This is a genomic window from Methylocella tundrae (genome assembly GCF_901905185.1).
In the GTDB taxonomy this organism is placed as follows: Bacteria; Pseudomonadota; Alphaproteobacteria; order Rhizobiales; family Beijerinckiaceae; genus Methylocapsa; species Methylocapsa tundrae.
Map to the genome: position 1 here is coordinate 45,075 of NZ_CABFMQ020000081.1, position 25,151 is coordinate 70,225.

The window sequence follows — 25,151 nt, forward strand, 5'->3', positions numbered from 1 at the left end:
GATGTTTTGGCTCCGGCGCGGGGACGCGCTACGGCGTTGATGCGTGCGCTTCAATGCCTGCCGGGCAGCGATGCGTCAACCGCCCGGCCGGCAGGTTAGGACGCGAGTTGAAAAGGATCGTGACACGTTTCGCCGCTTAATGTAACATGTTACGCAAAATCAGAGGTTCTCAGGATGCCGCGTCGACCGAGGCAGTTAAGTCCAGCGCCGCCGCAAAAGCGCATGGCGAGTTATCGCCAGAGGATGCGGGCGGCAGGTCTGCGCCCCGTGCAAATATGGGCGCCGGACAGCCGCGCCCCCGATTTTGCCGCAAAATGCCGCGCTCAGGCGCTCGCCGTCGCCGCCAGTGATCCGGCTGGCGATGAGATCATGCGCTTTGTCGCCGGCGTCTATGAATGGCCCGAGCCGTAATGAAGCGCGGCCAATTCGTGGTCGTTGCGACATCGGGCGATTACGGCAAGCCGCGCGCCGCGCTCGTCGTGCAAAGCGATCTTTTCGCCGAACTGCCGTTCGCCGTCATTTGCCCCCTGACGACGACGCTTCGCGACGACGCGGATCTGTTCCGGTTGGAAGTCGCGCCTTCTCCCCGAAATGGACTGCGAGAGATTTCTCAAATCGCGATCGACAAACTCACCGTCGTTCCCATCTCCAAAATCGGCGACGTGATCGGCCAAGCCGACGACGCCCTGCTCCTGCGCGTCAATCGCGCGCTGGTGCTGTTTTTGGGGATTGTGTGACTTGCTCGATCGCGAGTCAGGCCACGATCCCACATGGATTGCTCCATGTATCGTCACGGCCTCGCGACCACCTCTAAAGAGATACAAATGTCTTCCGCCGTTTTTGAAACCATGAAGGCCCTGGAAGCCGCACGCCTGCATTTCTTCATCATGCGGACGCGCCCGGACACCATAACTTTGTCGGTTACGCTTGTCGGCGAAAGGATGGAGATCGACATTTTCGAGGATGATCATCTCGAAATCTCTCGCTTTCGCGGCGACGAATCCATTGAAGGCGGCAAGGAGCTGCTGACGCAAATTTTGCGGGACGAGCAATAGGCCTCCCAAGCCGACCTCAAGCCATCTCACACCCGCATCGGCATCAGCACATAGAGCGCGGTTGCGCCGTCACCGACAAGATGAGCTTGATGAGCTTGCCGACGGCGTTCTGCCACAAGGCGAGCAACTGAGCCGGCGCAACGCTGTGAGGGGCCGGCCGGATGAATCTTTCCGATTTGAGTCCTGATCCGATGAGCGTATGACCCTTGCAGCCATGCGGTCCGCGTATGGCGGCCGGAGTCTTGAAAAGCCGCGAGGCCGGTTCTATCTCCGGTTCGTTCTGACGCTCCACGCAAGAGAGCGCGAAAGAGGCTTTCTGGTCTATCCGCCGCGGGATCTGTCCCATGTGGCGATCCGGGCGGCCCGAAACAGGGAGGAAACGGCATGGCGTTCCGTCCGTTGCACGATCGGGTCGTGGTCAAGCGCCTCGAGGGCGAAGAGAAAACCAAGGGCGGGATCATCATTCCCGACACCGCCAAGGAGAAGCCGCAGGAAGGCGAAATCATCGCCATCGGCCCGGGCGGGCGCGATGAGAGCGGCAAGCTGATCCCTCTCGACGTGAAGGCCGGAGACAAGGTGCTCTTCGGCAAATGGTCGGGCACAGAGGTCAAGATCGACGGGCAGGACCTGCTCATCATGAAGGAAAGCGACATCCTCGGCGTCGTCGATTAACCCGGCGGCGCACGCACCCGTTTTATCCCCGCCAGGAGGCGAACGACAATGGCTGCCAAAGACGTCCGTTTTTCCACCGACGCCCGTGATCGCATTCTGCGCGGCGTCGAGATTCTCAACAATGCGGTGAAAATCACGCTCGGCCCGAAAGGCCGCAACGTGGTCATCGAGAAGTCCTTCGGCGCCCCCCGCATCACCAAGGACGGCGTGACGGTGGCGAAAGAGATCGAACTCTCCGACAAATTCGAGAACCTCGGCGCCCAGCTCGTGCGCGAAGTCGCCTCGAGGCAGCACGACAACGCCGGCGACGGCACGACCACGGCGACCGTGCTCGCGGCCTCGATTGCCCGGGAAGGCGCGAAGGCCGTGGCGGCCGGCCTCAACCCGATGGATCTGAAGCGCGGCATCGATCTCGCGGTGGAAGCGATCGTCGCCGACCTCAAGAAGAATTCGAAGAAAGTCTCATCGAACGATGAGATCGCCCAGATCGGCAAAATTTCGGCCAATGGCGATCAGTTCATCGGCGAAGAAATCGCCAAGGCGATGCAGAAGGTCGGCAATGAAGGGGTGATCACCGTCGAGGAGGCCAAGAGCCTCGTGACCGAGACGGAAATCGTCGAAGGCATGCAGTTCGACCGCGGCTATCTCTCGCCCTATTTCATCACCAACGCCGAGAAGATGAGCGCCGAGCTCGAAGACCCCTACATCCTCGTGCATGAGAAGAAGCTGTCCTCCCTGCAGGCCCTGCTGCCGATTCTCGAGGCTGTCGTGCAGACCGGCAAGCCGTTCCTCATCATAGCCGAGGACATCGAGGGCGAGGCGCTCGCCACGCTCGTCGTCAACAAGCTGCGCGGCGGCCTCAAGGTCGCGGCCGTGAAGGCGCCGGGCTTCGGCGACCGCCGCAAGGCCATGCTCGAGGACATCGCGATCCTGACCAACGGGACGCTGATCTCGGAAGAAATCGGCATCAAGCTCGAGAACGTCACGCTGCAGATGCTCGGCCGCGCCAAACGGGTGCATATCGACAAGGAATCAACGACGATCATCGACGGCGCCGGCGCGAAGGCCGACATAGAGGGGCGCATTGGCCAGATCAAGGCGCAGATTGAAGAGACCACCTCGGACTATGACCGCGAGAAGCTGCAGGAGCGCCTTGCCAAGCTCGCCGGCGGCGTCGCGGTGATCCGCGTCGGCGGCGCCACCGAGGTCGAGGTCAAGGAAAAGAAGGACCGCGTCGACGACGCCCTCAACGCCACTCGCGCGGCGGTCGAGGAAGGCATTTCTCCCGGCGGCGGCGTCGCGCTTCTGCGCGCCATCCCTGCCCTCGACGCGGTCAAGGTCGAAAATCCCGATCAGAAGACCGGCGTCGATATTGTTCGCAAAGCGATACAGGCTCCCGCGCGGCAGATCGTCGACAATTCCGGCGGCGATGGCGCCGTCGTGGTCGGCAAGCTGCTCGAAGCCAACGACTATAGCTACGGCTACGATGCGCAGACGGGCGAATTTGGCGATCTTGTTGCGCTCGGCATCATCGACCCGACGAAGGTCGTGCGCACGGCCCTGCAGGACGCCGCGTCGATCGCGGGCTTGATTGTCACCACCGAGGCGACGATCACCGAACATCCGAAGAAGGACGCCCCCGCAATGCCGGGCGGCGGCGGAATGGGCGGAATGGGCGGAATGGATTTCTGAGGCCGGATCAGCGGGCCGGCCCGGTCACTTCGCTGGGTCTGATTGCGAAGGCGTCCGGCGCCGGGACACTCTTAGAGCTTTCCGATCGAATGAAGTCATTCGATCGGTCAGAAATCGGTTCAGATTCAAAAGCTTGAGCATATAGTTGCTGATCAGATCGAACCGATCTGATCGGAATATGCCCCGGGGTCGACTGAAAGCTCGACAGGCGGGCGGCGCCGTTCGCGATCGCAAACGGCCTGCGGCATGCGTCTAAATGCTACACGCGCATCGGCATCAGCACATAGAGCGCGCTTGCGCCGTCGCGATCCTCCACCAGCGTCGGCGAGCCGGGATCGGCGAGTTTGAACAGCGCCGTGTCGCTGTCGAGCTGCTCCATTATGTCGAGCAGATAGCGGGCGTTGAAGCCGATATCGAGCGGCGTCGAGTCATAATCGACATCCAACTCCTCCTGCGCGGAGCCTGAATCCGGGTTGGTCACCGACAGAGTGAGCTTGCCGTCCGCCACCGCGAGTTTGACGGCGCGTCCGCGCTCGGACGAGATTGTCGAGACGCGATCGACGGCCGCGGCGAAAGGCGCGCGGTCGACGATGAGGCGCTTGTCGTTGCCGGAGGGAATGACCCGGACATAATCGGGAAAAGTGCCGTCGATCAGCTTTGAGGTCAACACCACATCGCCAAAAGTAAAACGCACCTTGGTCGTCGACAGCTCGATGCGGATTTCCTGCGAGGCGTCCTCGATGAGCTTTTGCACCTCCGCCACGGCTTTGCGCGGCACGATGACGCCCGGCATGCCGACAGCCCCCTTCGGGCAGGGAATTTCGACCCGCGCGAGCCTGTGCCCGTCCGTCGCCACCGCGCGCAAAACAGTGGCGCCCTCGGACTCGGTCGAATGCAGGAAGATGCCGTTCAAATAATAGCGCGTTTCCTCGGTGGAGATGGCGAATTGCGTCTTGTCGATCAGCCGTTTCAGATCGCCCGCGCCGAGGGTGAAGTCATGGGTGAACTCGCCGGCCGCGAGATCGGGAAAATCGCTGTCCGGCAAAGTCTGCAGATTGAACCGCGAACGTCCCGAACGCAGCTGCAACTGGCCGCTTTCCCCCGTTGTTTCGAGCGAGACCTGCGCGCCATCGGGAAGCTTTCGCACAATATCGTAGAGCGTATGCGCCGGCAGCGTGGTGCCGCCCGCCGCTCCTACATCGGCCGGACGGCTCTCCGTCACTTCGAGATCGAGATCGGTCGCCTTGAGAAGAAGCGTCTGCCCGCGCGCCTGCAGCAGCACATTGGAGAGAATGGGAATCGTGTTGCGGCGCTCCACCACGCGATGGACGTGGCCGAGCGACTTCAACAAGGCCGCTCGCTCAAGGGTGACTTTCATGGCGCGTCCAATCCGTTCGTTCAATTCCGCGCGCAAGCTCATCAGTCTCCCGCCGGGGGCGCGACTTTGGCGCGGCTTAAGCGAAATCGCAAGTCTCCCGCGCGCGCGAAGAGCCGAAATCAACGGCTAAATCAGCGCCTTCCCGGCGCTCCGGCGCGCGCCTTGGAATGACCTTAAAGCCCGGCATATGTGGCCGCGCGCGTCTGGCGCGGCGCGAGCGCCGCCGACGCCTAGAATTTTAAGGGTTTTTACCTGCCTTTAAGCCGCGAGCGCATAAAATCGAGGCGCGCGCGGCGGCGGGTCATCGCCATTTGGGGACCAGCGGCGCGGCGAAATGAGGAAGCGCGAGACGAAAGAACGGCGCGAACCGACGTTCGAGGCGGCGCGGGAGAGGCCAGAGTTGAACGCAAGCCCTTCCACGAGCCCGGCCCGGAAAAACAGCGGATCGCGACGAAGCGCGAGGCGGCGACGTTCGCTTCTCGTGACCTCGCTCTCCTGGTTTTTCACCGCCCTCGTCTGGGCGACGATCGCGGGGGCGGGCGTCGTCGCCTTTTACGCGACGAAACTGCCGCCGATCGACCAGCTCGAAGTGCCAAAACGCCCGCCGAACATCGCCATTCTGGCCGACGACGGGACGCTGCTCGCCAATCGCGGCGACACCGGCGGCGCCTCGGTGCGCCTTGCTGATCTGCCGCCCTATCTGCCCAAGGCGTTCATCGCGATCGAGGACCGGCGTTTTTATTCGCATTGGGGCATTGATCCCTTCGGCATTTTGCGCGCCGTGACGCGCAACGCCGCCGGGGGCGCGATGCAGGGCGGCTCGACGCTGACGCAGCAGCTCGCCAAAAACCTGTTTTTGACGCAGGAGCGGACCGTTTCGCGGAAAATCCAGGAGGCCATTCTCGCGCTCTGGCTGGAGCATAAATACAGCAAGAACCAGATCCTGGAGCTTTACCTCAACCGGGTCTATTTCGGCTCGGGCGCCTATGGCGTCGAGGCGGCGGCGCAGAAATATTTCGGCCATGGCGCGCGCAATGTGACGCTTGCGGAGGCCGCCGTCCTCGCCGGCCTCATGAAGGCGCCAACCAAGCTGGCGCCGAACCGTAACCCCGCCGGGGCGACCGAGCGCGCGGCGCAGGTCATCGCGGCGATGGAACAGGAAGGCTTCATCACCGAGGCGATGGGCAAGCTCGCCCTCGCCCACCCGGCGCAGGCCGTGCGCGGCGCGGGCGCGGGCTCGGTCAATTACGCCGCCGATTATGTCATGGACGTCCTCGACGATACGGTCGGCGCAGTCGATCAGGACATCGCCGTGACGACGACGATCAGCCCGGCCCTGCAGGCGAACGCCGAAAAGGCGCTGACCGAGGAGCTCGATCAAAAAGGCGCGAAATTCGGCGTCGGACAGGGCGCGCTGGTGTCGATGGATCCGGAGGGCGCGATCAAGGCGCTCATCGGGGGGCGCAATTACGCCGACAGCCAGTTCAACCGGGCGGTCGCGGCCAGGCGCCAGCCGGGCTCGGCCTTCAAGCCCTTCGTCTATCTCGCCGCGATCGAAAAAGGCCTGACCCCCGCGACCATCCGCGAGGATGCGCCGATCAATGTGAGAGGCTGGCAGCCGGAGAATTACTCGCGCCAGTATTTCGGCCCCGTGACGCTGACCAAGGCCCTGTCGCTCTCGCTCAATACCGTCGCGGTGCGTCTTGGCGTCGAAGTCGGCGCTAGGAACGTGATCAAGGTGGCGCATCGGCTCGGCATCGTGTCGGAGCTGACTCCCAACGCCTCGATCGCGCTTGGCACCTCGGAGGTCTCGCCGCTCGAGCTTGTCGCTGCCTATGCGCCCTTCGCCAATGGCGGCATCGGCGTGCAGCCGCACATCATCGTCCGTGTGAAGACGGCGGCCGGCAAGCTGCTCTATCAGCGCAAAGGCGCGAGCAATGGCCGCGTCATCGATCCGGCCTATCTGCCGATGATGAACACGATGATGCAGGAGACGCTGCTGACCGGCACGGCGCGCAAGGGCGAGGTGCCGGGCTGGCAGGCGGCCGGCAAGACCGGCACGAGCCAAGATTGGCGCGACGCCTGGTTCGCCGGTTATACGAGCCATCTCGTGACCGGCGTCTGGCTCGGCAATGACGATAGTTCGCCGACACGGAAGGCCTCGGGCGGCAACCTGCCGGTCGAGATCTGGTCGCGCTATATGCGCTTCGCGCATCAGGGCGTTCCGCCGCAGCCGCTGCCGGGCGGCCTGTGGCAGGCGCCGGCCCCCTTCTGGCCGGCCGAACCATCAGCGCCAGCCCCGGTGGCGGAGAGCGGATGGCCTTCGCAGCCCGCCGCGCAAGCCTATCCGCCCTATCCCTCATCCGCCGCGCCCGCGCAAGCGGCGCAGGCCGATTCCCGCCCGCGCAACAATGGGTTCGCGCCGCCGGGCCTGATACCCAACGCTGGCCAGGCGGCGCAGGCGCGGCCGGCGCCGCGCGAGCGCAATTTCTTCGACAATCTGTTCGGCGGCTAAACGCGATCCGCCAGATGCAGCCGTAAGGCGTCGAAGCGATGAGCGCGCCGTCGCGTCGCGACTGAAGACTCCATCGAGCAAAGCTCTGACGAGTGGGAAATCCCACTCAACCGTCACTCATCGCCCGCTATCAAATGTATAGCCGGGGCAATGACGCCATCACCGGCGCAAAGATGAGGAAATGACCATGAACTTTCAAATACGAAACGTTTCGACGCAGAATGAACTCGATATCAACACGGCCCTGTTCAAGAAGTTTCAGACGATCGATCAAGCGACTCTCATGCAGCGCGCCATCGACTATTTGACCTCTATCGGGGCGACGCAGAGGGTTGCGGACCTCGCGGCCATCGAGACGGGCCTCACCGAGTTTTACCAGGATCGTTACGATCTGCTCATCACTGATTTCAGCTATGGCGAGGTCAAGCAGTCACTGAAAAGCCTGATCGCGCATCAGGAGACCTACGCCAACGCCTCGCCTGACGATCCGCTCGAGGCGACCTTCTCCTATGAATATTCGCGCCAGGACGGCCAGTCGTTCAAATTCACCGAAGGCCTCAAGGTCGGGGCCAAGGCGGGCGTGAAGGCGAAATTGCCTCTGGTCGGCGAAGCGAACGTCGAAGTGAGCGCCGAGGTGAGCTTTTCAGCCGAGCAGAGCTTCTCGACGACAGAATCATCCAAATGGAATTTTCTTCAAAAGGTTACGGTCAAGCCCCTCACATCCGTGAAGGTCATCGGCTATATCCGGATCGGCAAGATTGACGCGCCGTTCAACTGCAACGTGAAAGTGCTCGACGGAAATGTTCTCGTCGAAGTCAAGCTCAAAGGCGACAAGGGATATTCGAGCTGGGTTTTCCCCGTCGCCGCCATGATGTCGGACGCAGAACGCTCGTTCGTTTTATCCGGCAATCTCTCCGGTTCGGAAGCTTCCGACATTTATGTGAAGGTCGAACCCGTCACCACGGCGCTGCTCTAAACCGTGGCTTTTAGCCAAGAATCACTCAATTTACTTTGTCGATAAACTATAAACCGCTCTGCTTTCCTGCAGACATTTAAAAGCGCGATCGACTGGATTTCAGTCGATCGCGCACTTTATTGCGCCCTGCGACTCCGGACCGGCCTATGGCTCCGGCGCATTTACGCCGCACTATTGCTGCTGCTGCGCCGCCTGTTCCATCTTGGGCGCGGCGGTGATGGTCGCGGCTTCGTCGATGAAGTCGATGCGGACCATGTTCGTCGCGCCCGGCGTGCCGAAGGGGACGCCAGCGACGATGATGATGCGATCGCCGACTTTGGCGAAGCCCTCGCGGAAAGCAAATTTCGCCGCCCGCGCGGACATGTCGTTGATGTCGTGCGCATCCTTGGTGACGACCGCATGGACGCCCCAGGCGATGGCGAGACGTCCGGCGGTTTCAGGATTTGGCGTCAAGGCGAGGATTGGCGCGGTCGGTCGTTCGCGCGCAATTCTGAGAGCGGTCGCGCCGGACGAGGTCCAGGCGACGATCGCTTTCAGATCGAGGGTTTCGGTGACATTTCGCGCGGCGACGGCGATGGCGTCGGCGCCCGTCGCCTCCGGCGTTGCGCGCTGCGCATTGATGATGCCGCGGTAATAAGCGTCGCGTTCGACCTCCTCGGCGATCCTGTTCATCGTCGCCACGGCCTCGACGGGGTAATGGCCGGCGGCGCTTTCGGCTGAGAGCATCACGGCGTCCGCGCCCTCGAACACGGCGGTCGCGACATCCGACACTTCCGCGCGCGTCGGCACCGGCGAATTGATCATCGACTCCAGCATCTGCGTCGCGACGACCACCGGCTTGCCGAGACGGCGCGCATTGCGGCTGATGCGCTTTTGCAGGCCGGGAACCTTTTCCAGCGGCATTTCGACGCCAAGGTCGCCGCGCGCCACCATCAGACCGTCTGAAATCTCGACGATTTCGTCGAGCTTGGCGATCGCCTGCGGCTTTTCGATCTTGGACATCACGGAGGCGCGGCCGCGCGTGAGTTTCTTGACTTCGGCGACGTCCTCCGGCCGTTGCACGAAAGAGACAGCGACCCAATCGACGCCGGCTTCAAGGCCCGCCTCGAGATCCGCTCTGTCCTTATCGGTCATCGGAGAAACCGGAATCTCCGTATCGGGCAGGCTCACGCCCTTGCGATTTGAAATCTCGCCAGCGACGTCGACGAGCGCGACCGCGTGATCCTTGTCGGCGCTGACGACGTGGAGCCGCACCTTGCCGTCGTCGATAAGAAGCGTATGGCCGGGCTCGAGCGCGCGCAGAATTTCCGGATGGGGAAGGCAGACCCGCGTCTCATCGCCGGGCTCCGGGTTTGAATCCAGCGTGAAGGTCGCGCCCTTCACGAGCTTGACCACGCGATCCTTGAACAGGCCGATCCGCAGCTTCGGACCTTGCAGGTCGAGGAGGATGCCGATCGGGCGGCGCGCGTCCAGCTGAACGGCGCGGATCATGCGCACCTGTTCGCGCATCGAATCATGCGAAGCATGGCTCATGTTGATGCGGAATACGTCCGCGCCCGCCTCGAACAGCGCGGACAGAGTCTCCTGATTGGCCGAAGCCGGTCCTATGGTCGCAATGATCTTGCACCGTCGCAGTCGCCGCATGGGAGCCTCATTGAAACGAAGACGTATAAGAGGTCGGAACGAAAACTTAAGGATTTGGCCGGGCCGGAGCCGGATCAGTCAGCTGAACCGTCCAGTTTTTTGCTTCCTTACCCGTATCGACCTCGAAAAAGCCGGTCCGGTCGAAGCCGCGGACATAACAGTCCTCGCGGCCGAGGATGCGGAACTCGCGGTCGCGCGTGCACATGAAAGCTTTGCCCTTCCATTCCCCGCCGCGCTCGTCCATCGCATAGACGTAATAGAATTCAGCCGCGAGCGGACCGCGAACCAGTGTTTCGCAAGCGCCGGGCTTCAAATTCCACCAGCCCTCGCTCACCCACATTTCGCCGTCCGTATAGGCCAGCGAAACGCTGACCCGGCTCGTTGCATTGTTGCATAGACGAAAATCAGCGCGCGCCGCCGTCGAAGCGGCCAAGAAAACGCCAAGCGCCATGCAGGCGGGAGTAATCGCTTGTTTCATCGCCGTCAAGGTCGCGGTTCGATCCACTATTAAAAGCGGCCTGCCCTGGCCTTGAGGTGAGCCTTGAACGTGGCCATGACCGGCGCAAAGGCGCCGCCAGCCGGATTTTCTTCTTCTAGCCCGGCCGCAACGGATTGGCCAGCGCTTCGATGAGCCCTTGCGCGCCAATCCCGTCAACTATTCGCGTCTGCGGGGATGCTATATCTGTCGGGCTGGCGGCTTCAGGCCGCCGCTGTTTCCCGCCCGTATGGAGCTGCATATGGATCATCCGCCAGGCTCTCGCCTACAGCCGGCCGCCGCCTATGACGCTATTGAGCAAATCGATGGCCCGCTCGGCGCCGGCGTGCTTCTGATCTGCGATCATGCGGCCAACGCCCTGCCGGACTCCTATGGAACCCTCGGCCTTCCAAGAAGCGAGCTTGAGCGTCATATCGGCTATGACATCGGCGCCGCCGCCGTGACGCGCAGGCTTGCGGCATTGCTCGGCGCTCCGGCGGTTCTTTCGCATTTTTCGCGCCTGCTCATCGATCCCAATCGCGGCGCGGATGACCCGACGCTCGTCATGCAGCTGTCGGACGGCGCGATCGTTCCGGGCAACGCCGGGATCAGCGCGGACGAGATCGAGCGCCGGCTGACGCGCTATTGGCGCCCCTACCGCGCCGCCGTCTCGCATCATATCGAGGCCATGATGAAGGCGGGGCCGCTGCCGGCGCTTGTCTCGATTCACTCCTTCACACCGTTCTGGAAAGGCGCGCGGCGTCCCTGGGAAGTCGGCATTCTCTGGGACAGCGATCCGCGCCTTGCGAAGCCGCTCATCGCGGCGCTGGCTGAAGCCGGCGTCAAGGTCGGCGACAATGAGCCCTATGACGGCGCCCTCGAAGGCGACACACTGGATGAGGAAGCCACAAGGCGGGGGCTGGCTGGATTGCTCATCGAGATCCGCCAGGATCTGATCGCCGCCGAGGATCAGGCGATCGCCTATGCCGAGCGCCTCGCACCGATTTTGCAGGCGGTTCTGAAGCGTCCTGAATTGCGCCAGCTCGCATTTTACAAAAGCCGCACCGGCCGTCATGCTTAAGCCGATCCCTGCAAATAGCGGGGATTAGTGCGATCCGCGCCTTGACGGGCGCGCGTTAAGGCCACATTGGCGAACGCTAGCGCCACGCTATCTTTCCGTCTGGAAGAGAGCGCCTTTCCGCCGGCGAGCGCGCGGCGCCACTTGAACAAGGACATACGCCAATGACGAAAGACATCGCCGAGTCCGGCGTCGCCGCCGCCGAGCTTAGCCAGTTCGTCGAGCGCGTGGAGCGGCTCGAAGAAGAAAAAAAGGCCCTTTCGGATGATATTCGCGACGTCTATGCGGAAATGAAAGGCCGCGGCTTCGACGTCAAGGTCGTGCGCCAGATCGTCAAGATCAGAAAGCAGGATCGTGACGAACGGATGGAAATGGAGGCGATCCTCGAACTCTATATGTCCGCGTTGAACATGAAATAACGGACGCCGACGGAGAAGCCTGTTCAAGCAACGACGCCTCCTTTGCGGCGGAAATCGCTTTTCTTTGCGAGCGCGCTGGAAATTGCGCCGCAGCATTGCAATGGCGCCCACGCCTTCCCACTCTTTTCAGGGTCGCCAGGGCCAGGCGCGTTCAGGCAAATGTGACGAGAGGGAAAAGCGTAATGACCGTGGATGCCGATGTTCTTTTTTCGCCCTTCCAGCTGGGCGACCTCAAATTGCCCAACCGCATCGTGATGGCCCCCCTGACCCGCAGCCGCGCGACCAAGGGCACGAACGCGCCAAACGACCTCAACGCCGAATATTACCGCCAACGCGCGTCCGCCGGCCTCATCATTTCAGAAGCGACGCAGATCTCGCAGGAAGGACAGGGCTATATCTGGACTCCTGGCATCTATAGCGAAGAACAGATCGAAGGCTGGAAGAAAGTCACCGGCGCAATCCACGCCGAAGGCGGATTGATCTTCATTCAGCTCTGGCATGTCGGCCGCGTCTCCCATAGCTCGCTGCAGCCCGGCGGCGGCCAGCCCGTCGCCCCTTCGGCCATCACCGCCAAGACCCAAACCTTCACCGAAAACGGCCGGGTTGACGTCTCCGCGCCCCGCGCCCTACGCCTCGACGAAATTCCCCGCATCGTCGCGGACTATAGAAAAGCCGCGGAAAACGCCAAACGGGCCGGTTTCGACGGCGTCGAAATCCATAGCGCCAATGGCTATCTGCTGGACCAGTTCCTGAAGGATGGAAGCAACAAGCGCACGGACGCCTATGGCGGCTCCGTCGAGAACCGCATCCGCCTTACGGTCGAAGTCGCCGACGCCATCCTCGGCGTCTGGGACAAGTCGCGGGTCGGCATCCGGCTCTCGCCCGTGAGCCCGGCCAATGATGCGATCGACAGCAGCCCGGAGAAAGTCTTTTTCCCGCTCGTCGAGGCCCTGAGCGCCCGGGGACTCGCCTATATTCACGTGATCGAGGGGGCGACCGGCGGCCCGCGCGACAACCGGCCATTCGATTTCGTCGGCTTGCGCAAGGCGTTCAGCGGCGCCTATATCGCAAACAACGCCTATACGCGCGAGCTGGCGATCGAGACCTTGCGCGCCGGCCGCGCCGATCTCATCGCTTTCGGCAAGCTGTTCATTTCCAATCCCGATCTCGTCGAGCGCCTGCGCGAGGACGCGCCCCTGAACGCGCCGCATCAGGAAACGTTCTATGGCGGGGACGAGACGGGATACACCGATTACCCCGCCCTTGGAGAGGCCTGACCGAGGCGCCGACGCCCGCCGGATCGGCCGCAGCGTCCGATCCGGCGCAAGGGCTTGGCTTAAAGCGATCCCAGGATTTTTTTCAGTTCCGCTTTGAACGGGCCGGCGACTTCGGGGCTTGCCAGGGCGAAAGCCACATTGGCGGTGAGAAATCCGAGTTTCGAGCCGCAATCATAGGTTTTGCCGTCGAACCGGACGCCATGAAAGGCTTGCGTCGCGGCGAGGGCTTTCATGCCGTCGGTCAATTGAATCTCGCCGCCGGCGCCTTTCTCGATTTTTTCCAGTATTGGAAATATCTCGGGTCCGAGCAGGTAACGGCCGGAAATGATGGAGTTTGACGGAGCGGTTCCCTTCGGCGGCTTCTCCACCATGCCCGTGATCTCGAAGGAGCCGCCGAAATCCTTGCCTATCGAGACAATTCCGTACTGATGCGTTTCTTCCGGCGCGACTTCCTCGACGGCGATGATATTGCCGCCGTGCTTCTCATAAGCTGCGATGCATTGGGCGAGGCAGCGGCCTGATTTCTGGGCGCCCGCCATCGTCACCATATCCGGCAAGAGAACCGCGAAAGGCTCATCGCCGACGAGTTCACGCGCGCACCAGATCGCATGGCCGAGGCCGAGCGGCGCTTGCTGGCGCGTGAAGCTGGTCGCGCCAGCGGGCGGCAACTGCTCCTTCAACGCATTGTATTCTTTTAATTTTCCGCGCTTTTGCAGCGTATCGTCAAGCTCATAGGCGATGTCGAAATGGTCCTCGATCACCGCCTTGTTCCGCCCCGTGACGAAAATGAAATGCTCGATCCCGGCCTCGCGGGCCTCATCGACGACATGTTGCAGAACGGGACGATCAACGATCGTCAGCATCTCTTTGGGAACCGATTTGGTCGCTGGGAGAAATCTTGTCCCCAGCCCCGCAACTGGAAAAACCGCCTTGCGAATGCGCTTCGTCATTTCGTGTTCCTGCAGAAGAGCGCCTCTCGAACGAGCGCCTCAATGAACGGCCATATAATCATAGTCAATTTCAGCCAGCTAAACCAGCTGCCTGAAGCGTAGCTTTTATGTCATCAGAAGGTAGCAAGCGACCGCTACCGGTCGCCCCAATCCGGACCGGCCACGGCCCAAGCCGGCTTTGACTGGACCGCAGCGCTGCTTAACTGCCATTATGGGCGCCGCATGGGCGATCATGCGGCAATAGCGTGCTGACCGCTTTGGTTCCGAGGGGCAACATGACGGTTCTGGTTACCGGCGGCGCCGGATATATCGGCGGTCACATGGCGCTGGCGCTTCTTGACGCAGGCGAGGAGGTCGTCGTCCTCGACAATCTATCGACCGGATTTCGCTGGGCCGTGCCGCCAGAGGCCAAACTCGTCGTCGGGGACTTCGGCGACGCGGCGCTCGTCGATCAGATCATCGCCGGACACAAGATCGACGCCATCGCGCATTTCGCCGCCAAGATCGTCGTGCCTGAGTCCGTCGCCGATCCCTTGTCCTATTACCTCAACAACACGGCGAAGGCGCGCAATCTCCTCGAATGCGCCGTGCGCAACGAGGTTCGCCATTTCATCTTCTCCTCGACGGCGGCGGTCTATGGCGAGCCTTCCGTCAATCCCGTTTTTGAAACCGTTCCGCTTGCGCCGATCAATCCTTACGGCCGCTCCAAGCTGATGGTCGAATGGATGCTCCAGGACGTCGCCGCCGCGCATGGTTTGCGCTTTGCGGCCCTGCGCTACTTCAATGTCGCCGGAGCCGATCCCCAAGGCAGGCTCGGCCAGTCATCCCCGGTGGCGACGCATCTCATCAAGGTCGCGGTGCAGGCGGCGCTTGGCCATCGCGCGGGACTTGACGTCTTCGGGACCGATTATCCAACAAAGGATGGCTCCTGCATCCGCGATTACATACAGGTGACAGATCTCGTCGACGCGCATCTGCTGGCGCTGCGCCATTTGCGCGCCGGGGGCGAGAGCCTCACCTGCAATTGCGGCTATGGACGCGGGCTTTCGGTGCTGGAAGTCATTGATGTCGTGAAAAAAGTCTCGGGGGTTGATTTCGAAGTACGGCGGAAGGGCCGGCGCGCGGGCGACCCGGCTTCCCTCGTCGCCGGCGCCGAACGCATCAGGACGGAGCTCGGATGGTCGCCAAAGCATGACGACCTGAACGAGATCGTCCGCCAGGCGCTCGACTGGGAGCGCCGCCTGCATAACAGGAAGGCGTGAGGGAGGCGCATCGCGCGCCGCAGCCATCACGCGCCTGCTTCAATCCAGCCGAAAAGCTCGCGCTCGACGATCGATTGGATGACCCTCATCCCGAGCGCGCTATCGTTGAGACAGGGAATGAGAGCCAATTCTTCGCCGCCGTTCTCCTCGAAGAATTCGCGGTTCTCAATGCCGATCTCCGAAATCGTCTCGAGGCAGTCAACGGAAAATCCCGGCGTCAGGACGGCGATCCGCTTGACGCCCTGGCGAGCGAGGGCTTTCACAGTTTCGTCCGTATAGGGCTGCAGCCATTGCTTCGGTCCAAAGCGTGACTGGAAGGTCAGCGGACAACGCTCTGGGGTAAGGTCCAGTTGTTCGCGCAGAAGCCGCCAGGTCTCTACACATTGATCGTAATAGGGATCGCCGGCCTCGACGTAGGATTGTGGAATGCCATGGAAGGAGACGAGAATGATCTCCGGCGTGAAATCGAGCCGCGCCACGCCTTCCCGCACTGAAGTCGCCAGCGCGTCGATATAGACCGGATCTTTGTAATAGGGCGCGGCGCTGCGCAGCTCTGGCCGCCAGCGCATTTTGGCGAGAGACTGCTCGACCTTGTCGGCGACGCTTTCCGTCGTCGCGCCGGCATATTGCGGATAGAGCGGCACAACCAGAATGCGCTCGCAGCCCTGCTCCTTCAGCTTGTGGAATCCGCTGATGATCGAAGGCTGGCCATAGCGCATCGCCCATTCGACGGCGATCGAGGCGCGCCGCGCGCCGAGGCCGCCGCTTTCAATCCACGCCGCCAGCTTCTCGGCCTGCGAGCGCGTCACCGTCTTCAAGGGACTTTCATTGAGCTCGGTGTTCCAGATCGTCTCATAGTTTTTGCTGCTGCGCTGCGGGCGGCGCGACAGGATGATCAGATTGAGAATCGGCCACCAGATGAGGCGGGGCGTATCAACGACGCGCGGATCCCACAGGAATTCCTTCAGATAGCGACGCACCGGCCAATAGCCGAGCGCGTCGGGCGTTCCAAGATTAACGACAAGGACCCCAATCTTGCCGGACTGCGACAAAGCGTCCGGGGCGGCGGCGGATTTGGTCATGGCAGGACAGCCCGCTCAGGGCGCTGGCGCGTCGCGCAGGCGGACGACGACTTCGATTTCCGCGATCCGTTTGCCAGTCGGCGGCAGCGGCAAATGCGAAAGGTCCACGGCGACCTCGGGTATGTCGATCAACACGCCATCGAGAAGAAAATGATGATGCCTTGCCGTATTGGTGTCGAAAAAGGTTCTCGTGCCGTCAACGGCGATTTCGCGCAGCAGGCCGGCGTCCGTGAACTGATGCAGGCTGTTGTAGATCGTCGCCAGCGAAATCGACACCTTGGAGGCTTGCGCCTCATCCTGCAGGTTTTCGGCCGTCAGATGGCGAAAGCCTTTTGAAAACAGAAGCCAGCCAAGCGAAATCCTCTGCCGCGTAGGGCGCAGGCCCGCGGTCGTCAGTTTCATCCTGAGATCATGGAAAGGGCAGCCCGCGAGTTCGCCAAGCGGCGGCTTCGCCGGGTTCTCGCCGCGGCGCGATCGTGATGATGTTTTGACCATCGGCGGGAAAAACCCAATCATTAGCCCGCGAACAGTCGCGGAGGAACATATCTGACATTATGACACTGGCGGCCAGCCGGCAACCTTGGCAAGGGGAGGGCGACAATCTGCGCCGATTTGGGGGCTATTCTCGCGCTTTCGCGGGCCAGGACAGGGTGAGCGGGCCGCTTTCCCGGCGGCGATTGTGAAAACTGCGGTATTTCTTATATAATGCCGTGAACAAGGATCAGTCCATGGCGCAAATCACGATCTACACCACGGCGACATGTCCCTATTGCAACAGGGCCAAGGCGTTGCTGCAAAAAAAGAATTTCGAATTCACTGAAATCCCTGTCGATAATAACCGGGAGCTTCGCGCTGAACTGGCGAAGCGCACCGGCCGCACCAGCGTCCCGCAGATCTTCTTCGGCGACAGGCATGTCGGCGGTTGCGACGATCTCTATGAGCTGCACTACGACGGCAAGCTCGATCAACTCCTGGCCAGCCAAGCCCAATGATCAGGTTTGCGTTACGTTGCGCCGGCGGGCACCAGTTCGAGAGCTGGTTCCAAAACGGGTCGGCGTTCGATTCACAGGCGGCGGCCGGCCTCGTCTCCTGCCCCGTCTGCCAAAGTTCGGCTGTCTCCAAGGCCATCATGGCCCCGTCCCTCGCGCGCCGCGACCGCGAGGAGGTTTGCGCCGTCGGGCAACAGGCGCCAGCCGAGGCTTCGCCCGAGGCCAGCGCTCCTCTACAAATGTTCAACGCCGCCGATGGCGAAGTCCGCAAGATGGTGGTCGAACTGCGCAAGCGCATTCTCGAAACCTCGGACGACCTCGGCCCGAAATTTGCCGAGGAAGCGCTCAAGATTCATCATGGCCTCGTCCCTGACCGGCCCATTCATGGCCAGGCCAGCTTCGAGGAAGCGCGCACGCTGATCGAGGAAGGCGTTAAGATCATGCCTCTTCCGCGCCTTCCCGGGGAGATGAATTAGCGGGCGCCGTAAGTCGAGCCTTCAGCCCCGCCACGAAGATGCTCGCCGCCGCATCGACGATCATGCGCCAGTCGGCGCTTTCGCCAGCGAGGATTTCGGCTTCGATCTTCTGATCGAGAACGAGCTCTGCGAGCCCATGAGCCATGCTCCATGCGGCAACGGCTTCGACATCAGCGGGCGCCCGAACGCCGAGGCCCGCGACCGCCCGCTCCAGCGCCGCAAACGTCTGCGCCCCCGCTTCGGCGAGCGCGAGGTGATCGGCCTTTTTGAGTGTTGCGCCGAACATCAGCCGATAGATCGCGGGTTCGCTCAGCGCGAAATCCACATAGGTCTCGGCCATCGCAAGAAAGCGGCGCGCGGGATCATGCGTTTCGTCATCAAGTGCGCCGAACCGCGCCAGCAGCCTCTCAAACCCGCCAACCGCGATATCGGCGAGCAGAGCTTCGCGGCTGGCGTAATGCCGATAGGGCGCCGCGTGCGACACGCCGGCGTTTCGCGCGACCTGCCGCAGGCTGACGGCTTCAGCTCCCCCCGTCGCCAAAATCCGCTCGGCCTCCACTCTCAGCGCGGCTTTGAGATCACCGTGATGATAAGCGCCAGCCCTGCTTTCCGCATGTTTCATGCCGGGCTCCAGATTTCGAGACGGCGAGCGCATGGCGCGATTTATGTTTTCGCCGACAACATTCTACTCTATGTTGACTGTGATAACATCAGTTAGCGAGGTCAATGCGTTATGAACGCCCCGACCGAAGCAGAGCTTTCGACGCGGCGGTCCGAACTGCTCGCAGTGCTGCATCACCAGCGCGAAGCCTTTCGTGGCGACATGTCGCCCTCCCGACCAATACGCGCCGATCGTCTCAACCGGCTTGATCGCCTGCTTGAAACCCATGCTGACCGCTTCGCCGATCTCATTCAGAAAGATTTTGGCGTTCGCTCCCGCACAGAGACCGTCATCGCCGAAGTCATGCTCAGCCGCGCCGCCATTCGTCACGCCGGGAAGCGCCTGCGCGCCTGGATGAAACCCCGGCGGGCGCCGACCTCGCTCGCCTTCTGGCCCGGCCGCTCGCTCGTGTTGCGTCAACCGCTCGGGGTCATCGGCATCATCAGCCCCTGGAACTATACGCTTCAGCTGGCTGTCGGGCCGCTGACCGACGCGCTCGCCGCGGGCAATCGCGTCATGATCAAGCCCTCCGAGCTGACGCCCCTGTTTTCGGAGGCGTTCCGCGCCGCCGTCGCCGAATTTTTCGCGCCTGAAGAAGTCGCCGTCGTCACCGGCGATGCCGGGACCGGCAAAGAATTTTCGGCATTGCCTTTCGACCATCTCGTCTTCACCGGCTCGACGGCGGTCGGGCGCATCGTCGCCGAGGCGGCCGCCAAGAACCTGACGCCCGTCACCTTGGAACTCGGCGGAAAATCGCCCGCCATCATCGACGCGTCCTGCGATCTCTCAAGCGTTTGCGATCGTCTGGCCTGGGGCAAGCTCATCAACGCCGGGCAGACCTGCATCGCGCCGGACTATGCCCTCGTCCCCCGCACGCAGGTCGAAGCATTCGCGCAGGCGCTTCAATCCAGCATCCGCAAACTCTTCCCATCGTTTCAGGGCAATCCCGACTACACGAGCATCATCAGCGAACGCCATCTCGAACGGTTGCGCGATCTCGTCACCGAGGCGAAAACGCTCGGCGCCCGCGTGATCGAGCCTGAACCGCCGCAGGACTTGCCCGCCGGCGCCCGACAGATGGCGCCGATCCTGCTTATCGGCGTTAATGACCAAATGCGCGTGATGCGCGAGGAAATCTTCGGGCCGATCCTGCCGATCGTCCCTTATGACGCGCTTGACGACGCGATTGATTACGTCAACCGGCGCGACCGCCCGCTCGCGCTCTATTGGTTCGGCGCGGATCGCGCCAACCGCGACGCCGTGCTGGCGAAGACGATCTCAGGCGGCGTCAGCATCAACGACACGCTGGCGCATTTCGCGCAACATGATCTTCCCTTCGGCGGCGTCGGCGCATCAGGCCAGGGTCACTACCACGGCGAATATGGATTTCTCCGCTTCTCCAAGGAGAAGCCGGTTTTCGTGCAATCGCGTTTTTCCGGCGCCTCGCTGATCTATCCGCCCTATAAGCCCTCGCTTGGCGCGCTTCTTCGCGTGCTCGCGCGCTTTACTTAACGTGATGCTATCCGAAAACCGGGGTCGCTTTTCGGCGTTATGATCTGGAGCGAATCGCCCCGGCCGGCGCGCCGATCCGTCACGCATCGCCAGCCGGCGCCGTCTCCAATCCGCGTTTGCGCAACAGCGCCTGCGGCAATGGCGCCCGGCCGCGAAATTCTCTATACGCGGTCTCGTAATCGCGGCTGTCGCCGGCCGCATAGACGAAATCGCGCAGGCGTCCCGCCACGGTAGGATCAAAGATGTCGCGAGCTTCCTCGAACGCCTCAAAGCCGTCCGCGTCGAGAATTTCCGACCAGAGATAGCTGTAATAGGCCGCCGAATAGGAATCGCCCGAAAAAATATGCTGAAAGTGCGGGGTTCTGTGGCGCATCGCAATCGCCTCCGGCATTCTGAGGCGCGCCAGCTCCTGCTTCTCGAAAGCCACAACATCAAGATCCTTCGGCGCGGGGTCGAGATGGAGGCCGAGATCCACGAGAGCCGAGGCGGCGTATTCGACCGTCGCAAATCCCTGATTGAAGCGGCGCGCGCTGAGCAGCCTTTGCAACAGCGCCTCGGGCATCGGCTCGCCCGTTTGCGCATGCAGCGCGAAGCGCCGCAATATCTCCGGCTGCTCCAGCCAATGCTCATAGAGCTGCGAGGGAAATTCGACGAAATCGCGGGCGACATTCGTGCCCGAAATCGTCGGATAGGTCACGTCCGACAACATGCCATGCAGACCGTGGCCGAATTCGTGAAACAGGGTGCGCGCATCGTCGAAGCTGAGCAGGCTCGGTTCGCCGTCGCCGCCCTTTGAGAAATTCATCACATTGACGATGATCGGCAGTTCGGGGCCGTCGAGTTTCTGCTGGCCGCGGAAATCGCTCATCCAGGCGCCGCTATGCTTGGACGCACGGGAAAAATAATCCCCGAGAAACAGCGCGACCGGCGCGCCCTCGCGCCCCGTGACAGTCCAGGCGCGAACGTCGGGATGATAAAGCGCAATGTCGAAGCGCTCGGTAAAGGTGAGGCCGAACAGGCAGTTCGCGGCATAGAACGCCGCCTCGATCATCTGATCCAGCTGGAAATAGGGCTTGATTTCGTTCTCGTCGAGATCGAATTCCGCGCCGCGCCGCTTTTCCGCGTAATAGCGCCAGTCCCAGGGCGCGACTTTGAAATTGCCGCCCTCGCTGCCGATAATATCCTGCAGCGCCTCTTCTTCTTTCGCCGCCCGCGCGCGGCCTGGCTCCCACACGGACTGCAAAAGATCGAGCGCCGCCGCCGGCGTCTTCGCCATCGTGTCGGCGAGGCGAAAATGCGCGAAGCTCTCATAGCCAAGGAGACGCGCGCGCTCGGCCCGAAGGATCACCATTTCGGCGGCGATCGCGCGATTATCCGTAGGCCCGCCGCTTTCGCCCCGCGCGGCCCAGGCGCGAAACGCTTTTTCCCGCAAATCGCGCCGCTTCGAGAATTGCAAAAAAGGCTCGATGCTCGAGCGCGACAACGTCACGCCATATTTCCCCGGAAAGCCGCGCTCCGCCGCCGTGCGCGCCGCGCTCGCAATGAAGGATTTCGAGAGGCCCTCGAGTTCGCTCTCGTCCAGCAGCAAAAGATAGGATTTTTCATCCGCCAGCACGTTCTGGCCAAATTGCGCGCCAAGGCTCGCCAGCCGCTCGCCGATCTCGGCGAGGCGCGCTTTGCTCTCGGCCGGAAGCCCCGCGCCATTGCGCGTAAAATTCAGAAAATAGCGGTTTAACACGCGTGATTGTTCGCCCGTCAAATCAAGGTTTTGCTCATTGGTCTTCAAAGCGTCGATGCGGGAAAAAAGCGCCTCGTTCAAATAGGTCGCGCTGCGATGGCGCGACAGAATCGGCGCGATCTCGCGCTCCACCGCTTCGAGTTCATCATTGGTCGCGGCGCCCGCGAGATTGAAGAAAACGCTCGCCACCCTGGTGAGGCTGCGCCCCGCGCGCTCCAGCGCCTCGATCGTATTGGCGAAGGCCGGCGGCTCGGGATTGGCGGCGACTGCGTCGATTTCTCCGCGCGCTTCCTTCAGAGCGATGTCGAAGGCCGGCCGGAAATGCGCGGGCTTGATGCGCTCGAATGGCGGCGTCTCGAACGGCCCGGTCCAGGGTTTTAGAAGCGGGTTTTCGCTCTTTTCCGTCTCGCTCATGCCTCGCCTCGCTGTCTCTTTTCTGTGGATACTATTCAGTGCGCCGCATTTCTGCGCAGTTTTTTCTTGGACTCCAACGGGCTTAAAATTTGCTGGTAAAGCTCGAACAAAAAAGCCACGCGGTCGCTGTCGCCGGAAAATTTCTTTTTCGAGTAAGCAGCGTCAACGGCTGCATCAAGCTTATGGTGCGCCTTGACCAAATCCGGGGGCATGGTCAGGGGGTCGTAAAGATCGGCAAGGGATGAGTCCGGGTATTTTGCGCGGGCGTCCAGCACGGCTTGCGCGGCTTCTTCGATGGCCTGCCGCTGTTTCGGCGTTTCGGCCTGCGGCCACGGGAAATTGTTGTAAACGATCCCGGCAGAGTATTGATAACGGCTTTCAAGGCGACCGCCAACAGACCGCGTCCACGCCATATGCATAGCAGACTGCAAAAATCCGAACTCAAACATCGTGGCGGCAGGAACTATCAAAGTTGTTCCGCTGGCGATTATTTTATACGAACAGAAACCAACAGGAATATAATCACGATTTTCGGACGATACTTTTGGAATTAGTAAAAACTGCTTAGAAGGTTGGCGAATTTCTCCAAATAATGCCGGATTTTTTGCGAGTTCCTTTGTTTGTGGCCTGTTGCTCGATAACCTAAATTTGCGGTTTGCCTCAATCCGCTCATAGATCGCCTTATATGATCGAAGCTTATTCGGTTCGCAATCAACCAACCACAAGCAATAGCGTTTGATTCCGTTCAGAAACTCGTCACCCCCCACATATTCACGAATGTAGCTTCGTGCGTTTGGTTCGGTTTTCAGCAGCAAAGATTTCTCTTGCTCACTGAGAATAAGACTCCCGTTGTCAATCGGCATACTGCCATAGGCCATATGTGGGGTTTTTTCAGATAGTGGTCCGCTTCTGCGTTCAATGAGGGCTGTTGGTGCGTCAACTAAATAGGGATTGATGTTTGACGCTCGAATTTCATGGGGTTCGCCCTTTAAGTTTTCGTAATCGAAAATTCTTTTGTCCGCTGTGTCGTGCAATGCGAAGCCGATGATAACGCAATGCACAGCGGCCTTGCCGCGTGCCTCGCTAGACCATTGAAATGTTCGGTGCGCAAAGTGAATTTTGACGCCGCGCCGAAGCAAGTCTCGCCACAAAACCCCGACTTGTTCGCCTTGGCTGATCGAGTTGGTGGAAACGAATCCGGTCTTGATAGCAGGATTTTCTGCCATGTATTCCGCCGCCTTGCGATACCAAGCCGCGACAAAATCAAGAACTCCGGCTCCCTTCACATCTGCAAAAGTTCGCTCCATATCCCTTTTCTGAGCAGCGTCTTGTTCCTTCTTCCCACCAAATGGCGGATTGCCGAAGATGTAGCTCAACTCCTTCGGCTTCACGATCTCGCGCCAGTCACGTTGCAGGGCGTTGCCGTGAACGATGGTTGCCGATTTCTTGAGGGGCAGGCGGACAAAATAATTTCCGAATTCCTCGGACACCCGCATGTTCATCTGGTGATCCATCAACCAAAGCGCGGTCTGCGCGATCTGCGCCGGGAATTCCTCGATCTCGATGCCGAAAAACTGATCCACGTCGCAGAGGATATTGAACTGCGACACGTCGAGGGAAAGAGTTTTGGCCTTGCCATGCAGGACGCGCAAAATGTCCAATTCCAGCAAGCGCAATTCCCGGTAGGCGATCACAAGGAAGTTTCCGCAGCCGCAGGCCGGGTCAAGAAAATTGAGCTTGGCTATGCGCTCGTGAAACTCCAAAAGCTTCTTCGGCTGGCCTTTGACCCTCTCGAATTCGGCCCGCAGCTCGTCCAGAAAGAGCGGCCCTATGACCTTGAGAATGTTCTTTTCGGTGGTGTAATGCGCCCCGAGGTTCCGCCGTAATGCCGGGATCATGACGGACTGGAACAGCGCGCCGAAGATGGCCGGGGAAATCCGGCTCCAGTCGAGGGCGCAGCATTCGATCAGGATTTCGCGCATGTCGCGGTCAAAATCAGCCGTGCGCAGGTGCTCGGCGAACAAGCTGCCGTTGACATAGCGGAAGGCGGCAAGCTGCTCGTCCAGCCTTTTAAGCCGCTTCTCGGGGGGCGTATTCAGCACCTCGAACAGATGCGCCAGCCATTGCGCGAGGTCTTGCCCGTCCTCGGCGGTGCGCTGCTCGATGAGGTCTTGAAACTGCCGCCGCTCGAAAATGCTGGTGTCGTCGGCAAACAGGCAGAACAGCAAGCGGACAAGATAGACTTCGAGTTCGTGGCCTTCGTACCCAATGGCCTTGAGCTTGTCATGGAGCTTGCCCATGCGCTCGGCGGCCTTGATGTTAACCGGATCCTGCTCCTTGTAGGACGTGGTTACATACCCGGCGACAAAGCCGAAAAGCCGGACGTTTTTATAAAAATCCTTGATGGTGAATTCGTGCTGCTCGCCTTCCTCAAGGTCATAGAGGCGGAAGCGGGCGAAGTCGGAAACGAGGATGTAGCGCGGAAGATCCCGGTCCTTGAGTCCGGGGAAATAGTCTTTGGCCTGTTGAAAGGCGCGGTCTAAATCCTTGCCGCGCGATTTGTGTTCGACAAGCAAAATTCCTTTCCAGAGAAGATCAATAAAGCCGCCGTGACCGTCGGATTTTTTGACAGGCTGCTCAAAAGTGGCGACGCGGCGGCGCGGAACGCCAAAAACTGTAAAAAAGGCGTCCCAAAAGGATTTGGCTTCCGCATCCTCCGAAGATTCATCTGCCCACTCATGGGAGAATTTCAGCGCGCGGTCTTTGATCTCGTTCCACGATAAGGGCATGGTCTATCCATAAGAATACCCACGTCTCGCAAACGTAGCCTTACCTGTCCAGTGCGCAGGCGTTTTCTAAGAAAGCGCGACCCAGCCCTCCCTCTAC

Annotated in this window: 24 protein-coding genes; 14 read left to right on the top strand and 10 right to left on the bottom strand. The window is 61.1% G+C overall.

Annotated elements, in window-relative coordinates; translation table 11 throughout:
• The first annotated feature begins 222 nt into the window (after nt 1–222).
• From MPC4_RS10910 to MPC4_RS10920, 3 genes are all read left to right on the top strand, one after another.
• Nucleotides 223–411 carry an antitoxin MazE family protein gene (locus tag MPC4_RS10910; RefSeq protein ID WP_174512551.1) on the top strand — a complete coding sequence of 63 codons (189 nt, stop codon included), beginning with the start codon at nt 223–225 and terminating at the stop codon, nt 409–411.
• Nucleotides 396–737, top strand: coding sequence for a type II toxin-antitoxin system PemK/MazF family toxin (locus MPC4_RS10915; RefSeq protein ID WP_244628959.1), 342 nt, complete (start codon nt 396–398; stop codon nt 735–737). Before MPC4_RS10910 ends, MPC4_RS10915 begins: the two co-directional genes overlap by 16 nt.
• 87 nt (nt 738–824) lie before the next feature.
• Complete coding sequence (locus tag MPC4_RS10920) at nt 825–1,055, top strand: hypothetical protein (protein WP_174512552.1); 231 nt, start codon at nt 825–827, stop codon at nt 1,053–1,055.
• 43 nt (nt 1,056–1,098) lie between these two features.
• On the opposite strand, the gene MPC4_RS10925 is transcribed toward MPC4_RS10920, so the two are convergent.
• Nucleotides 1,099–1,401, bottom strand: a complete 303-nt coding sequence (locus MPC4_RS10925; protein ID WP_174512553.1) for a hypothetical protein — start codon at nt 1,399–1,401, stop codon at nt 1,099–1,101.
• 38 nt (nt 1,402–1,439) lie between these two features.
• Here MPC4_RS10925 and groES point away from each other — a divergent pair, with 38 nt between their 5' ends.
• Both groES and groL read left to right on the top strand, forming a co-directional pair.
• Nucleotides 1,440–1,727, top strand: a complete 288-nt coding sequence (groES, locus tag MPC4_RS10930) for a co-chaperone GroES (protein WP_134489360.1) — start codon at nt 1,440–1,442, stop codon at nt 1,725–1,727.
• A 48-nt stretch (nt 1,728–1,775) separates the two neighbouring features.
• Nucleotides 1,776–3,419, top strand: a complete 1,644-nt coding sequence (groL, locus tag MPC4_RS10935; RefSeq protein WP_174512554.1) for a chaperonin GroEL — start codon at nt 1,776–1,778, stop codon at nt 3,417–3,419.
• A 259-nt stretch (nt 3,420–3,678) separates the two neighbouring features.
• On the opposite strand, the gene dnaN is transcribed toward groL, so the two are convergent.
• Nucleotides 3,679–4,797 carry a DNA polymerase III subunit beta gene (dnaN, locus tag MPC4_RS10940; RefSeq protein ID WP_174512573.1) on the bottom strand — a complete coding sequence of 373 codons (1,119 nt, stop codon included), beginning with the start codon at nt 4,795–4,797 and terminating at the stop codon, nt 3,679–3,681.
• A gap of 334 nt (nt 4,798–5,131) precedes the next feature.
• Between dnaN and MPC4_RS10945 the strand changes: the two genes are divergently transcribed.
• Together MPC4_RS10945 and MPC4_RS10950 are read left to right on the top strand one after the other, a co-directional pair.
• Complete coding sequence (locus MPC4_RS10945) at nt 5,132–7,312, top strand: transglycosylase domain-containing protein (RefSeq protein ID WP_174512555.1); 2,181 nt, start codon at nt 5,132–5,134, stop codon at nt 7,310–7,312.
• 187 nt (nt 7,313–7,499) lie between these two features.
• Entirely contained in the window at nt 7,500–8,288 is a 789-nt protein-coding gene (locus MPC4_RS10950) for an ETX/MTX2 family pore-forming toxin (RefSeq protein WP_174512556.1), read from the top strand.
• Between the two features lie 171 nt (nt 8,289–8,459).
• On the opposite strand, the gene pyk is transcribed toward MPC4_RS10950, so the two are convergent.
• Nucleotides 8,460–9,932, bottom strand: coding sequence for a pyruvate kinase (gene pyk / locus MPC4_RS10955; RefSeq protein ID WP_134489368.1), 1,473 nt, complete (start codon nt 9,930–9,932; stop codon nt 8,460–8,462).
• A gap of 46 nt (nt 9,933–9,978) precedes the next feature.
• On the bottom strand, nt 9,979–10,410 hold the full coding sequence (locus MPC4_RS10960; protein ID WP_134489370.1) for a DUF1036 domain-containing protein: 432 nt from the start codon (nt 10,408–10,410) through the stop codon (nt 9,979–9,981).
• A 259-nt stretch (nt 10,411–10,669) separates the two neighbouring features.
• On the opposite strand from MPC4_RS10960, the gene MPC4_RS10965 reads away from it, so the two are divergent.
• The 3 genes from MPC4_RS10965 to MPC4_RS10975 all read left to right on the top strand — a co-directional run bounded on the left by MPC4_RS10965 (nt 10,670) and on the right by MPC4_RS10975 (nt 13,181).
• On the top strand, nt 10,670–11,488 hold the full coding sequence (locus MPC4_RS10965) for an N-formylglutamate amidohydrolase (RefSeq protein ID WP_174512557.1): 819 nt from the start codon (nt 10,670–10,672) through the stop codon (nt 11,486–11,488).
• A 161-nt stretch (nt 11,489–11,649) separates the two neighbouring features.
• Nucleotides 11,650–11,904 carry a DUF2312 domain-containing protein gene (locus tag MPC4_RS10970; RefSeq protein WP_134489374.1) on the top strand — a complete coding sequence of 85 codons (255 nt, stop codon included), beginning with the start codon at nt 11,650–11,652 and terminating at the stop codon, nt 11,902–11,904.
• Nucleotides 11,905–12,092: 188 nt separating this feature from the next.
• Entirely contained in the window at nt 12,093–13,181 is a 1,089-nt protein-coding gene (locus MPC4_RS10975) for an alkene reductase (protein ID WP_174512574.1), read from the top strand.
• Between the two features lie 59 nt (nt 13,182–13,240).
• On the opposite strand, the gene galU is transcribed toward MPC4_RS10975, so the two are convergent.
• Complete coding sequence (galU, locus tag MPC4_RS10980; RefSeq protein WP_174512558.1) at nt 13,241–14,131, bottom strand: UTP--glucose-1-phosphate uridylyltransferase GalU; 891 nt, start codon at nt 14,129–14,131, stop codon at nt 13,241–13,243.
• Nucleotides 14,132–14,406: 275 nt separating this feature from the next.
• Here galU and galE point away from each other — a divergent pair, with 275 nt between their 5' ends.
• On the top strand, nt 14,407–15,393 hold the full coding sequence (gene galE, locus MPC4_RS10985; protein ID WP_174512559.1) for a UDP-glucose 4-epimerase GalE: 987 nt from the start codon (nt 14,407–14,409) through the stop codon (nt 15,391–15,393).
• 26 nt (nt 15,394–15,419) lie between these two features.
• Here galE and hemH read toward each other — a convergent pair whose 3' ends face one another.
• Together hemH and irrA are read right to left on the bottom strand one after the other, a co-directional pair.
• Entirely contained in the window at nt 15,420–16,475 is a 1,056-nt protein-coding gene (hemH, locus tag MPC4_RS10990) for a ferrochelatase (RefSeq protein ID WP_174512560.1), read from the bottom strand.
• A gap of 15 nt (nt 16,476–16,490) precedes the next feature.
• Entirely contained in the window at nt 16,491–16,970 is a 480-nt protein-coding gene (irrA, locus tag MPC4_RS10995) for an iron response transcriptional regulator IrrA (protein WP_134492469.1), read from the bottom strand.
• 233 nt (nt 16,971–17,203) lie between these two features.
• Here irrA and grxC point away from each other — a divergent pair, with 233 nt between their 5' ends.
• Together grxC and MPC4_RS11005 are read left to right on the top strand one after the other, a co-directional pair.
• On the top strand, nt 17,204–17,467 hold the full coding sequence (gene grxC / locus MPC4_RS11000; RefSeq protein WP_174512561.1) for a glutaredoxin 3: 264 nt from the start codon (nt 17,204–17,206) through the stop codon (nt 17,465–17,467).
• A complete protein-coding gene (locus tag MPC4_RS11005; protein ID WP_174512562.1) occupies nt 17,464–17,940 on the top strand; it encodes a DUF1178 family protein in 477 nt (158 codons plus the stop codon). Before grxC ends, MPC4_RS11005 begins: the two co-directional genes overlap by 4 nt.
• On the opposite strand, the gene MPC4_RS11010 is transcribed toward MPC4_RS11005, so the two are convergent.
• Nucleotides 17,903–18,562 carry a TetR/AcrR family transcriptional regulator gene (locus tag MPC4_RS11010; RefSeq protein WP_174512563.1) on the bottom strand — a complete coding sequence of 220 codons (660 nt, stop codon included), beginning with the start codon at nt 18,560–18,562 and terminating at the stop codon, nt 17,903–17,905. The two genes, MPC4_RS11005 and MPC4_RS11010, sit on opposite strands and share 38 nt — an antisense overlap.
• A 111-nt stretch (nt 18,563–18,673) precedes the next feature.
• Between MPC4_RS11010 and MPC4_RS11015 the strand changes: the two genes are divergently transcribed.
• Entirely contained in the window at nt 18,674–20,113 is a 1,440-nt protein-coding gene (locus MPC4_RS11015; protein ID WP_174512564.1) for a coniferyl aldehyde dehydrogenase, read from the top strand.
• A gap of 79 nt (nt 20,114–20,192) precedes the next feature.
• Here MPC4_RS11015 and MPC4_RS11020 read toward each other — a convergent pair whose 3' ends face one another.
• Both MPC4_RS11020 and MPC4_RS11025 read right to left on the bottom strand, forming a co-directional pair.
• Nucleotides 20,193–22,265 carry a M3 family metallopeptidase gene (locus tag MPC4_RS11020; protein WP_174512565.1) on the bottom strand — a complete coding sequence of 691 codons (2,073 nt, stop codon included), beginning with the start codon at nt 22,263–22,265 and terminating at the stop codon, nt 20,193–20,195.
• 35 nt (nt 22,266–22,300) lie between these two features.
• Nucleotides 22,301–25,054, bottom strand: a complete 2,754-nt coding sequence (locus tag MPC4_RS11025) for a class I SAM-dependent DNA methyltransferase (RefSeq protein ID WP_174512566.1) — start codon at nt 25,052–25,054, stop codon at nt 22,301–22,303.
• Between the last annotated feature and the right edge of the window lie 97 nt (nt 25,055–25,151).